Here is a 13,598-nt window from a genome sequence, read left to right as displayed (position 1 = left end):
CCAGCCCGACGGCGTGGCCTGCACGTGCGTCACGCCCTCCGCCCGCACCAGCTCCAGCAGGTCCGCACCGGTCTCGGCCAGCACCACCCGGTGCCCGCCCACCAGCGGCAGGTACAGCTCCAGCCCGGAGATGTCGAAGGACACCGAGGTGGAAGCCAGCCAGGACTCGTCCCGCCCGGCGCCGAGCACGCGGCGGATGCCGGTCAGCAGGTTGCCCAGCGCACCGTGCGTGACCTGCACGCCCTTGGGGCGGCCGGTCGAGCCCGAGGTGTAGAGCACGTACGCCACCGCCTCCGGCGCGGCCGCGTACCCGTCCGGCAGGTCGTCGGAGGCCTGGCGGTCGGTGAGCGCCGAGTCCGGACCGTCCACCAGCACCCGCGCCCCGCCGTGCACCTCGGCGGCCACGGCCGCCAGGGACTGCTGCGTGACCAGGAGCGAGGGCCGCGCGTCGGCCGTGATGCCCGCGAGGCGGGCGGCCGGGTGGGCCGCGTCCATCGGCAGGTAGGCGGCGCCCGTCTTCTGTACGGCGAGCAGCGCCACCGGCAGTTCCACGCCACGCTCCAGCAGTACGCCGACCACGTCGCCCGGGCGCACGCCCTCGGCGACGAGACGGCGGGCCAGCCGGTTCGAGGCCGCGTCCAGCTGCCAGTACGTGAGCGACGCGCCCGCGGCGGTCACCGCGACGGCGTCGGGGGTGGCCGCGACCTGGGCCGCGAACAGCTCCGGCACCGTGCCCGCCGGGGCGGCGGTCGGGGCGGGGTTCCACTCCTCCAGGGCCAGGTTCCGCTCGCCCGCCGGCAGCAGGACCGTCCGGGCGTCGCCGGCCGGGTCGGCCGCCATGGCCTCCAGCACCGACCGGTACATGGCCGCGAGGCGCTCGGCGTGGGCGCGGGAGAGGACCGCGCCGTTCGCCGTGAGGACCAGGTGGCCGGTACGGGTGGCGACGGTGAGCGGGAATTCGGTCGGCCCCTCCTGCGCGTCCGCGATGTCGGCGTTGGCGCCGGCGTGGTGCAGGTCGCCGGCGGTCACACGGCCGTAGTCCTGGTAGTTGAAGTACACGTCGAGCAGCTGGCGGCCGCCCGCGAGGCGCTGGATGGCGGGCAGCGGGTAGCGGCGGTGCGGCCAGACCGCCAGTTCGGCGGCGAAGACCTGCGCCACGAGCTCGGTCCAGGTGCCGGCGGTGCGGTCGTGGACGAAGGGCAGGGTGTTGAGGTGCATGCCCAGCACCCGCTCGGAGCCCGGGAGTTCGGGCCTGGCGTCGCCGACCAGGCCGCTGTGGAACCGGGGCTCGGGGGTGAGCTGGCTCAGCACCTTGAGGTGGGCGGCGAGCAGCACGCTCTTCATCGACGCCCGTGCGGTGGCGGCCAGTTCGCGCAGCCGCTCCTCCAGGTCCCCGTACGGGACGGGCACCCGGAAGGTGCCGGGCTCGCCTCCCCAGCCGGGGGGCAGGGCGAAGGCGGCGTAGCGGTCGGTCACGTCCTGCCAGTAGGCCTCGTCGGAGCCGTCGGCCAGGGCCGCCAGCTCGCCGGCGACGAAGTCCGCGTAGCGTCCGCCGCGGGCCGGTCCTTCCGGCAGCGGGGCCGGGCGGCCGGAGTCGCGGATCTCCCGGTAGACGGCGAGGAGTTCGGTGAGCAGCGCGTGGTAGCCGAAGCCCTCCAGGACGGGGTGGGCGTAGGTGATCGTGAGGTGCCAGTCGGTGCCGGGCAGCAGGTGCGCGGAGAAGCGGACCAGCGAGGGGCGCGCGGTGTCGAACCCCGCCGTGCGCTCGGCCTGCTCGTGGGCGGTGACTGCGGCCCGGCGGGCCTGCGCGTCGAGGGCGGTCAGGTCGGCGACGGCCACCTGGACCGGGGCCGTGGCGTGCACCAGCTGGAGCGGGGTGCTGTAGCCGGTGAGGTCGAAGCCGGTGCGCAGGACCTCGTGGCGGGCCACCAGCTCCTCGGCGGCGGCGCGCAGCGCGGAGGGGACCAGCGGCTGGTCGTCGCGGACCTCGAAGCCGTCGACGTTGTGGTACGCCGCCCGGTCCTGGTCCAGGTCCATCTCGACGAGCATGCCGAGCTGCACCTGGGAGACCGGGTAGGCGTCGGTGACGCCCTCGGGCAGGGCCGCGCGGTCGGCTTCGGTGATCAGCTCGAACGGTGCGGCGTACGCGGCCTCGGCGACCGGGCCGGTGGCGCCCCCGCCCACGTGGCGGGCCAGGGCGGCCACGCTGCTGTGGGCGAAGACGTCGGGGACGGTGACCTGGAAGCCCGCGGCGCGGACCTCGGCGGCCAGGGAGATGGCGCGGATGGAGTCGCCGCCGAGGTCGAAGAAGCTGTCCTCGACGCTGATCTCGTCCCGGCCGAGCGCGGTGGCCCAGGCGGCGGCGAGGCGGGCCTCGGTCTCGTTGCGCGGGGCGACGTGCTCGGCCGCCGCGCCACCGGACTCCGCCGGGGCGGGCAGGGCCTTGCGGTCCAGCTTCCCGGCGGTGTTCAGCGGCCAGGCCGCCAGCTCCACGAAGGCGCCCGGGACCATGTAGTCCGGCAGCTCCTCGCGCAGGTGCGCCCGGATTCCTGCCTGCTCGACCGGGCCGCCGGCCGGGATCACGTACCCGACCAGCCACGTGTCGCCGTTGTCCTCGGTACGGGCCACCACCGCGGCGTCCCGCACACCCGGATGGGACAGCAGCCGGGACTCGATCTCCCCCAGCTCGATCCGGTAACCCCGGATCTTCACCTGGTGATCGGTCCGCCCCAGGAACTCCAGCGAGCCGTCCGGCATCCGGCGGGCGAGGTCGCCCGTGCGGTACAGGCGGGCGCCCTCGTCCCCGAAGGGGTCGGGCACGAACCGCTCGGCGGTGAGGTCCGGGCGGCCCAGGTAGCCCTGGGCGACGCCGTCACCGGCGATGCACAGCTCCCCGACGACCCCCAGCGGGACGGGCTGCATCAGCGCGTCCACCACGTAGAACTGCGTGTTGTCGATCGGCGCGCCGATGGAGACGGCAGCCGGGTCGACCGGCACCTCCCAGGCGGAGGACCAGATGGTGGTCTCGGTCGGGCCGTACACGTTGACCAGCCGGCCCACCTGCGCGCGCAGTTCGCGCGCCAGCTCCACCGGCAGTGCCTCGCCGCCGACGAGCGCGGTCACGCCGGCACCCGTGAACCCGCCCGCCAGCAGCAGCTTCCAGCCGGACGGGGTGGCCTGGACGTGCGTCACGCCCTCCGCCCGCACCAGCTCCACGAGGTCCGCACCGCTCTCCGCGACCACGACCCGGTGCCCGCCCACCAGCGGCAGGTACAGCTCCAGGCCGGAGATGTCGAAGGACACCGACGTGGACGCCAGCCAGTGCTCCGCACCGGCCGGGGACTCCCCCAGTACGCGGCGGATGCCGGTCAGCAGGTTCCCCAGCGCACCGTGCGTGACCTGCACGCCCTTGGGGCGGCCGGTCGAGCCCGAGGTGTAGAGCACGTACGCCACCGCGTCCGCGTCCGGTGCCGCCCAGACGCCCGTGCCGGGGCGTGCCGCGACCGCCCCGGCGTCCGGGCCGTCGAGGAAGATCACCGCACCGTCGTGGACCTCGGCGGCGAGGCCGGCCAGGGACTCCTGGCTGATCAGCGCGACCGGCAGCGCGTCGGCGGTGATCCCGGCCAGGCGGGCGGCGGGGTGGTGCGCGTCCAGTGGCAGGTAGGCCGCGCCCGCCTTCTGTGCGGCGAGCAGGGCGACCAGCAGGTCGGTGCCGCGCTCCAGCAGCACGCCGACCACGTCGCCCGGCAGCACGCCCAGCTCCCGCAGGTGCGCGGCCAGCCGGTTCGAGGCCGCGTCCAGCTCCCCGTACGACAGGGACCGGCCGGCACCCGTGACGGCGACGGCGTCCGGCGTGGCCGCGACGGAGGCCGCGAACAGTTCCGGCACCGTGCGCGCCGGCAGGGCGGTCGCCGTGGCGTTCCACTCCTCCAGCACGCGGGTGCGCTCGTCGGCCGGCAGCAGGACCGCCCGGGCGTCGCCGGCCGGGTCGGCCGCCATGGCCTCCAGCACCGACCGGTACATGCCCGCGAGGCGCTCGGCGTTCTCCCGCGACACCGAGCGGTCGTTGGCGGTGACGATGATGTGGCCGGCGCGGCTGGAGACGGTCAGCGGGAACTCGGTGGGGCTGTCGTCGATGCTGGCCGTGTAGTCCACGCGGTCGAGGTCGACCTGGCGGAAGTCCTGGTAGTTGAAGTAGACGTCGATCAGCTGCCGGCCCCCGGCCAGCCGCTGTACGGCGGGCAGCGGGTAGCGGCGGTGCGGCCAGAGCCCGACCTCGGCGGCGAAGACCTGCTCCACCAGCTCCGCCCAGGTGGCGGCCCGGCCCGCGTCGTGTGCGAAGGGCAGGGTGTTGAGGTACATGCCGTAGACGCGGTCGGCGTCCGGCAGTTCGGGCCGGGCGTCGCAGACCAGGCCGGCGGTGAAGCGCGGCTCGGGGGTGAGCTGGCTCATCACCTTCAGGTGCGCGGCGAGCATGACGCTCTTCAGGGAGGCCTTGGCGCCGGTGGCGAGGGCGCGCAGCCGCTCGTACAGGTCCGCGACCGGCACCTCGATCTGGTGGACGGCGCGCGGCGCGTCCGGGTCGCCGCCCCAGCCGGCGGGCACGGTGAGGGCCGGGTGGGACTCCAGGAGCGGGGTCCAGTAGGCCGGGTGCGCCCCGTCGGAGAGCGCGCGGGCCTCCTCGGCGATGAAATCGGCGAAGCGGATGGCGGGCGTCGCCGGCTCCTCGACGGCGCGGCCCTCGTACAGGTCGCGGTACAGGTCGAGGATCTCCATGAGGAGGGAGTGGTGGCTCCAGCCCTCCAGGACCGGGTGGCACTCGGTGACCGACAGCCACCAGCTCCCGTCACCGGTGTCGTGCGCGTACAGGCGCATCAGGGCGGGGACGGCCAGGTCGAAGACCTCGGCGCGCTCGGCGGCGGTGTACGCGCGGACCTCGTCGCGCACCTGCTCCTCGGTCAGCCCGGCCAGTGACCGGCTGCCGACCGGCAGTTCGGCGGTCGCGTGCACGAGCTGCATCGGCACGGAGTACCGCTCGATGTCGAGGGAGGTGCGCAGCACCTCGTGGCGGGCGGTGACGATGCGGGCGGCCTCGGCGAGTGCCTCGTGCCGGAAGGGGCGGTCGTCGAGGATCCGGAAGCTGGTGACGTTGTGGTAGTTGTTCGCGCCGTCGGGCACGACCATCTCCAGCACCATGCCGGTCTGCACCTGGGAGAGCGGGTAGGCGTCGGTGACGCCGGCCGGCAGCAGGGCGCGGTCGGCCGCGGAGATCAGCTCGAACGGGGCCACCGGGGGCGGGAGTTCGGCGGGCGCGGTGCGGCCGGTGACCAGCTCGGCGAGGCGGGCGACCGTGCGGCAGGCGAAGACGTCGCGGACGGCGAGGTCGAAGCCGGCGGCGCGCAGCTCGCCGACGAGCGCGACGGCGCGGATGGAGTCGCCGCCGAGGTCGAAGAAGCCCTCGTCGACGCCGGCCCGGTCCAGGCCGAGCACCTGGCACCAGACGTCGGCGATGCGCTGCTCGGTGGGGGTGCGGGGGGCGGTGTGGGCGCCGGCCGCGCGGCGGGAGTCGCCGCCGGGTGCGGGCAGGGCGCGCTTGTCGAGCTTGCCGTTGGTGGTCAGGGGCAGCCGGTCGAGGGTGACGAAGGCGGCGGGGACCATGTACGGCGGCAGGTCGCGGCCGAGGACCTCGCGCAGCTCGGCGGGGTCGAGGGCGGTGCCGGAGGCGGTGACCAGGTAGGCGACGAGCTCCTGGGCGCCGGGGGTGTCCTCACGGAGGACGACGACGGCGTCGTGGACCTGCGGCAGGGCGGCCAGGGCGGTCTGGATCTCGCCGAGTTCGACGCGGTAGCCGCGGATCTTGATCTGGCCGTCGGCGCGGCCGAGGAACTCCAGGCTGCCGTCGGCCAGCCGGCGGGCGATGTCGCCGCTCCTGTAGAGGCGGCTGCCGGCCGGGCCCCACGGGTCGGGGACGAAGCGGTCGGCGGTCAGTTCCGGGCGGCCGAGGTAGCCGCGGGCGACGCCGGGTCCGGCGACGTGGATCTCGCCGAAGACCCCGACGGGCACGGGCTGCCCGTGGGCGTCGAGGAGGTGGACGCGCAGGTCGTCCAGGGGGACGCCGATGGGGTTGCCGGCCTCGGGCGCGAGGTCGGCCTCGCCCACCTTGTGGAAGGTGGTGTGCACGGTGGTCTCGGTGATGCCGTACATGTTGAGCAGGGCGGGCGCGTCCAGGCCCAGCCGGTCGGTCCACGGCTTGAGGTCGGGGACGATCAGCTTCTCGCCGGCGAAGACCACGGCCCGCAGCGCCAGCCGGCCGATCCGGGGGTCGTCCTCGGCGGCCGCGGCGACCAGTGAACGGAAGGCGGACGGGGTCTGGTTGAGGACGGTGACCTGCTGCTCGACGAGCAGGTCGAGGAAGTCCTCGGGCGAGCGGGTGACGGCAGCGGGGACGACGACCAGCTTCCCGCCGTGCAGCAGGGCGCCCCACATCTCCCACACGGACACGTCGAAGGCGTAGGAGTGGAAGAGCGGCCAGACGTCCGCGGCGGAGAACCCGTAGTGCCGGTAGGCGGTGGTGAGGAGGCGGAGCACGTTGCGGTGGCTGAGGCAGACGCCCTTGGGCCGGCCGGTGGAGCCGGAGGTGTAGATGACGTAGATCAGCTGATCCGGGTGGCCAGCCAGCGGCGGATTCTCCACCGGAAGGCCCTGCCAGGCCTCAGTGGCGGCCTCTCGGTCGAGTACGACGAGCGGTCCTTCATGGCACTCCTCGATCATCGGTGCGTGGCGGGATTCGGTGAGCACGACCGCCGCGCCCGCGTCCCCGATGACGTACGCCAGCCGGTCCGCCGGGTTGGCGGGGTCGAGCGGCAGGTAGCCGGCGCCGGACTTCAGGACGCCGAGGAGGGCGGGCATCAGCTCGGGGCCGCGCTCCAGGCAGATGCCGACGAGCCGGTCGGGTCCTGCGCCCAGTTCGCGCAGCCGGTGGGCGATGCGGTTGGCGCGCGCGTTGAGCTCCGCGTACGTGAGTTCGGTTCCGTCGGCGACGACGGCCACCGCGTCGGGGGTGGCGGCGACCTGGGCCTCGAACACCTCGTGGACGGACCGGGGGTCGGGGGTCTCCTCCGGCGCCGGCTGCACCACCAGGGCGCGCTCGGCCGGGTCCAGCACGTCCAGGGCGGACAGCCGGGCCTCCGGGTCGGCGGCCACGGCGGTGAGCAGCCGCTCGAAGTGCCCGGCGAAGCGGCGCACGGTGTCCTCGTCGAAGAGGGCGGTGGCGTACTCGAAGCGGCCGCGGAGGGAGCCGTCGGGGGCCTCCTCGACCAGCAGCTGGAGGTCGAAGCGGGCGATGCCGGAGGGCACCTCGAAGGGCTCGACGGTGATGCCGGGCAGGTCGTAGGCGGCGGTGCGCGACTCGTGGAGGGTGAACGCGGCCTGGAACAGCGGGGTGCGGGACAGGTCGCGCTCCGGCTGGACGGCGTCGACCAGGCGGGCGAACGGCATCTCCTGGTGGTCGAAGGCGTCCAGCACCTCGACCCGGTTGCGGTCCAGCAGGCGGGCGAAGACCGGGTCGCCGGCCCAGCTCGCGCGCAGCACCAGGCTGTTGATGCCGTAGCCGATCAGGTTCTGCAGCTCGGGGCGGGTGCGGCCGGAGACCACCGTGCCCACCGCGATGTCGGTGCCGCCCGTGTACTTGGCCAGCAGGGCCTGGTACGCGGTGAGCAGCACCGTGAACAGGGTGGTGCGGTGTCCGGCGGCCAGCGTCCGCAGCCCGGCGCCCAGCGCCCCGGGCAGGGCGAAGGCGACCTCGGCGCCCTCGGCGCTGCGGGTGGCCGGGCGGGGCCGGTCGGCGGGCAGGTCGAGCGGGGCGACCCCGTCGAGGCGCTCGCGCCAGTACGGCAGGTGCCGTTCCAGGAGGGACTCGGCGCGGCCCTGCTGCCAGGCGGCGTAGTCGGCGTACTGGACGGTGAGGTCGCCGGCCGGGGCGGTGCCCCGGTAGTAGGCGCTCAGGTCCTGCGCGAAGACCTGGGTGGACCAGGCGTCGCAGGCGATGTGGTGGAAGACCAGGGCGAGTACGTGGTCGTCGGCGGCCAGCCGGACCAGGCGCACCCGCAGCGGCCACTCGGCGGCCAGGTCGAAGGACTCTCGGGCGTACTCGGCGGCCAGCTGCCGGGCCACCGGCTCGCGCTCCGCCTCGGGCAGGCCGGTGAGGTCCTCCAGGGAGAACGGCACCGGGCCGGGCTCGTCGATCAGCTGGACGGGCTCGTCGGCGAAGAAGTCGTACCGGGTGCGCAGCACCTCGTGGCGGGCGACCACCCGGTCCACGGACCGGCGCAGCGCGTCGGTGTCCAGCGGGCCGGTCAGGCGCAGGGTGAGCGGGACGAGGTACTCGTGGCTGTCGGGCTCCAGGCGGCTGAGGAACCACATCTGCTGCTGGCCGGCCGAGAGCGGCAGCGGGAGGTCGCGGTCGGCCCGCGGGATCTCCTCGTTCCGCCGGGCCGTGCGGCCGGCCAGCCTGCGGAGCAGTTCGGCGCGGAGCTGGTCGGGGGTCTGGGTCTGCTCGGCGCTGGTGGTCATGCCTGGTGCTCCTTCGGCTGCGAAGTGTGCGAGGACTGCGAAGAGTCGGAGAGGTCTTCTGTGGTGGCCGGGCCGGCCTGCGAGGCGTTCTGGATCTCGGCCTGGACCAGCGCCTCGACGGCGCGGGCGAGGCCCGCCACGGTGGGGCTCTCGAAGATGGCGCGCAGGGGAAGCGACACCGCGAACTCGGCCTGGATCTGGGAGATCAGGCGGATGCCGAGGATGGAGTTGCCGCCGCTCTGGAAGAAGTCGTCGTGGATGTCCGGGTCGGTGCCCAGCAGCTCCTGCCAGATCCCGGCGATGTGCTCCTCGACGATGTCGCGGGGGCCGGCGGGCCCGGTGCCGGTGTCCTCGGCGCGGGCGGCCGCGGGGTCCGGCAGGGCGGCCCGGTCCAGCTTCCCGTTGGCGGTCAGCGGGATGGCGTCCAGGGCGACGTACGCGCTGGGCAGCATGTAGTCGGGCAGCAGCCGGGCGCAGTGGCGGGTGAGTTCCCCGTGGTCGGGGAGGGCGGCGCCGGCGGGCACCAGGTAGGCGGTGAGGCCCTTGTCGGCGGTGATGGCGGCGTCGCGGACGGCCGGGTGGGCGGTGAGGACCGCCTGGATCTCGCCGGCCTCGACGCGGTAGCCGCGCACCTTGATCTGGTGGTCGATGCGGCCGAGGAAGGAGACCGCGCCGTCGGGCAGCTGCCGGGCCAGGTCGCCGGTGCGGTACAGGCGGGCCCCGGCGGGACCGTACGGGTCGGGCAGGAACCGCTCGGCGGTCAGGCCCGGGCGGCCGGTGTAGCCGCGGGCGACGCCGGTGCCGCCCACGTACAGCTCGCCGACGGCGCCGAGCGGCACCGGGCGCAGCGCGTCGTCCAGCACGTACATCGCCATGCCGGGCAGCGGGCGGCCGATGGGCACGACGCCGGTGACGGGCGCGTCGACGGGCTGGATGCAGGTGCCGACGGAGCACTCGGTGGGCCCGTACTCGTTGACCAGGCGGCCCGGGCCGAGCAGCTCCAGCCAGCGGGAGGCGGCCTCGCCGGGGAAGGCCTCGCCGGCGACCAGCACCGTGCGGGCCAGGGCGGCGGCCTGCTCGTCGCCGAGCTGCTGGGACAGGATGTCGAGGTGGCCGGGGGTCAGCTTGACGAAGCTGTACGGCGCCCCGGCGGCCAGGGTGCGGCCGAGGTCGGCCAGGTCCAGGCCGGCGGGCAGCAGGTGCAGCGGGACGCCGGCGACCAGCGGCGCGTAGACGTTCGGGACCACCAGGTCGAAGGCGGTGGAGGAGAACAGGGCGGCGCCGCCGCCGTGGCCGCCGATCAGGTCGCGGGCGGCCCAGGCCACGTGGTTGGCCAGGCCCCGGTGCGGTACGGCCACGCCCTTGGGGCGGCCCGTGGAGCCCGAGGTGAAGATCGTGTACGCGATGACCTCCGGGTCGAGCCGGCGCTCGGGGGCGGTGTCCGGCAGGGCGTCGATCAGGGCGCGGTCGCGGTCGACGACCACCAGCTCGCCGGGGAAGAACGGGGCCATGGCCGCGGCGTGTTCGGCCGTGGTGACCAGCACCCGGACGCCGGAGTCGGTGAGCATCGCGGCACTGCGCTCGGCCGGGCTCGCCGGGTCGAGCGGCACGTAGCCGGCGCCGGTCTTCCAGCTGCCGAGGAAGGCGGCGACCAGGTCGGGGCCCCGGTCGAGGAGTACGCCGACCAGGTGCTCGGTGGTGGTGCCGGACTGGCGCAGCCGGTGGGCGAAACGGTTCGCCTGGGCGTCCAGCTCCCGGAAGGTCACCGACTCCCCCGCGTGGCGCAGGGCGGTGGCCGCGGGGCGCTCGGCCGCCCGCGCCTCGAACAGCTCCAGCACGGTGACGTCCGCGGGCTCGGCGACGGTGGTGCCGGCGCCCGCGTTCCACTCGACCAGCTGGCGCCGGCGCTCCTCCGCGCCGGACAGGTCGAGGTCCGCGAGGCGGGTGTCCGGGCGGGCCGCGGCGTCGCCGAGGAGCCGGACGAGGTGGTCGGCGAGGCGGCGTACCGTGGCGTCCTCGAACAGCGAGGTGGCGTACTCCAGGACGCCCGCGAGGGTGCCGTCGGGGCGGCGGCGCAGGAAGAGCGTCAGGTCGGTCTTGGCGATCCGCCAGGCCTCCCGGAAGGTCTCCAGGTCGTCCAGGTCGGCGCCGCCGGTGGTGAGGGTCTCGTCGTGCAGGTCGAAGGCCGCCTGGTAGACCGGCGTACGGGACAGGTCGCGGTCGCCCTGCACGTCCTCGACGACCCGCTCGAAGGGCACCTCCTGGTGGGCGAAGGCCTCCAGGGTGACGGTCCGGACCCGGTCCAGGGCCTCGGCGAAGGTGAGGTCGCCGGTCAGCCCGCAGCGCACGGCCAGGGAGTTGAGGAAGAAGCCGACCAGGTCCCCGGTCTCGGGGCGGGTGCGGCCCGCGACCGGGGTGCCGACGGTGACGTCCCACTCGCCGCTGTGCCGGGCGAGGAGGGTCACGTACCCGGTGAGCAGGGTCATGAACGGCGTGGCGCCGTGCTCCCGGCCCAGCTCGGCCAGGGCGTCCGCGGTGGCGGCCGGGACGACCACGGGCACGACCGCGCCCTTGTGGTCGCGCTCGGCGGGGCGCGGGTGGTCGGTGGGCAGGGCCAGCGGCTTGTGGCCGTCGAGGGCCTCGCGCCAGTGGTCGAGGTCGGCGGCGAGGGCGTCCTCGGTGAGCGCGGTGCGCTGCCAGGCCGCGAAGTCGGCGTACCCCAGCTCCAGCGGCAGGAGTTCGGGCTCGCGGCCCTCCGCGTACGCGGCGTACAGCTCGCCGAACTCGCGCTCCAGGATGGCCGAGGACCAGCCGTCGCAGCTCAGGTGGTGCATGGCGATCACCAGGACCGGGTGCCCGTCCTCGACGCGGACCAGCAGCGCCCGCCAGAGCGGGCCCTCGGCCAGGTCGAAGCCGCGGGCGAAGTGCGCGGCGCCCAGGGCGCCCAGGCCCTCGCGGGCGGTGACGGCCTCGGCCAGCTCCACCGGGCCGGGGGCGGCGATCCGCTGGCCCGCCGTGTCGGCGTCCGCCGGGTAGCGGGTGCGCAGCGCCTCGTGGCGCTCCTCCAGGGCGTCCAGCGCCCGCTGCACCAGCGCGGTGTCCGCACCCTCGGGGAGCGGGAGGATCAGCGGGGAGACCCACTCGGCGCCGCCGGGGTTCATCCGGTCCAGGAAGTGCAGGCGGCGCTGGCCGAAGGAGAGGGGCAGCGGGCCCTCGCGGTCCACCGGCACCAGCGGCGGCCGGACGCCGGCCCGGGTGAGGAGGGCGGCCTGCTGCTCGACGGTGGCGGAGGTGAACAGGGAGGCCGGGGAGACGTCCTTGTCGGTGGCCTCGCGGAGCCCGGCCGCGAGCCGGGTGATCATCAGCGAGTCACCGCCGAGCCGGAAGAAGTCGTCCTGGACGCCGGCGCGTTCGATGTTCAGCAGCCGCCGCCAGACCTGGGCCACGATCTCCTCGGCCGCGGTGCGCGGGGCGACGTACGGACGGTCGGCCTCCTCGGCCGCGGCGGCCGGCAGGGCGGCCCGGTCCAGCTTGCCGTTGGGCGTCAGCGGGAACTCGGCGAGCGGCACCAGTACCGTGGGCACGAGCGCCTCGGGCAGCCGGCCCCGCAGGAAGGAGCGCAGGTCGGCGGGGATCCGGGCGTCGGCGGTGGTGAGGTGGGCGGTGAGCCGCTTCGTGCCGTCCCGGGTCTCGGGGGCGGTGACCACCGCGCCGGTGACCTCGGGGTGGGCCAGCAGCGCCGCCTCCACCTCGCCGGGCTCGATGCGGACGCCGTTGACCTTGACCTGGTGGTCGGCGCGGCCCCGGTACTCCAGGGTGCGGTCCGCGCGCCACCGGACGAGGTCGCCCGTACGGTAGAGGCGGCCGCCCTCGGGGCCGTACGGGTCGGGTACGAAGCGCTCGGCGGTCAGGTCCGGGCGGCCCAGGTAGCCGCGGGCCAGCCCCGCGCCGCCGATGAACAGCTCGCCCGGCACGCCCACCGGCACCGGCTTGCCCCGGTCGTCGAGGACCAGCAGCCGGGTGCGCGGCAGCGGGCGGCCGATCGGGACCGGGCCGGCGGTCTGCGCGGGGTCGTAGGGCTGGGCGGTGACGTCGATGGAGCACTCGGTGGGGCCGTACGTGTTCCAGATGGCCAGGTCCTCGCGGCCGGCCGCGTCCAGGGCGCGGCGGCACAGCTCGGCGTGCAGGGGCTCGCCGGCCGAGAACAGCAGCCGCAGCGAGGTCAGTTCGCGCCAGGCCGGCTCGGCGACCAGCAGCCGCAGCACGGACGGGACGACCTGGAGGACGGTGGCGCCGAGGTCCCGCGCGGCGGCGACCAGGGCCGCCGGGTCGCGCTCGGCGCCGACCGGGGCCAGCGCCACCGAGCCGCCGCTGACCAGCGGCGCGAAGATCTCCCAGTTGTGCGCGTCGAAGCCGATCGCGGTCTTGTGCAGCACCCGGTCGTCCGCGCCGAGTCCGTGCGTGCGCACCGTCCACATCACGCGGTTGGCGATGCCGGCCTGGGTCACCTGGACGCCCTTGGGGCGGCCGGTGGAGCCCGAGGTGTGGATGACGTACGCGAGGTGGCCGGGGTGCGCGGCGACCTCGGGAGCCGTGCCCGGCAGGGCGTCGACCAGCTCGCGCTCGGCGTCCAGGTCGAGCTGCGGAGCGCCCGGTTCCGTACCGGCGGAGCGGCCGGCGGTCAGCACCAGCACCGGGCGGACCTCCTCGACCAGCGAGGCGAGACGGGCGGCCGGGTGGGCGGGGTCGAGCGGCAGGTAGGCGGCGCCCGCCTTCCACACCGCCAGCACGGCCACGACCAGCTCGGGCGAGCGCTCCAGGTGGATGCCGACCACGGTGTCGGGGCGCACGCCCAGGCGGCCGAGGCGGTGGGCCAGGCGGTTGGCGCGCGCGTCGAGCGCGGCGTAGTCGAGGGTGCTCCCGTCGGCGGCGATCACGGCCGTGGCCTCCGGGGTCACGGCGGCCTGCCGGGCGACGAGCTCGGCGAGGGACGTGCCGGCCTCGCTCTGACGGATCTGCTGAGTCAT

General features: G+C 75.3%; 2 protein-coding genes (1 of these 2 running past the window's edge). Both read right to left on the bottom strand.

The genetic code is table 11. The features are described from left to right. A protein-coding gene (locus ACIF6F_RS24925; protein WP_399950492.1) for a non-ribosomal peptide synthase/polyketide synthase crosses the window boundary here: on the bottom strand, positions 1–8,571 show its 5' end (the start). Its footprint begins 15,027 nt before the window's first position; the window shows 8,571 of its 23,598 coding nt (coding positions 1–8,571); the start codon lies at positions 8,569–8,571; the stop codon falls past the left edge of the window. Continuing rightward, entirely contained in the window at positions 8,568–13,598 is a 5,031-nt protein-coding gene (locus tag ACIF6F_RS24920) for an amino acid adenylation domain-containing protein (protein WP_399950489.1), read from the bottom strand. Before ACIF6F_RS24920 ends, ACIF6F_RS24925 begins: the two co-directional genes overlap by 4 nt.

The organism is Streptomyces sp. NPDC086023, assembly GCF_044540325.1.
Taxonomy (GTDB): Bacteria; Actinomycetota; Actinomycetes; order Streptomycetales; family Streptomycetaceae; genus Streptomyces.
The sequence above is the reverse complement of the archived record's forward strand: the minus strand, read 5'-3'. Positions and strand labels throughout refer to the sequence as shown.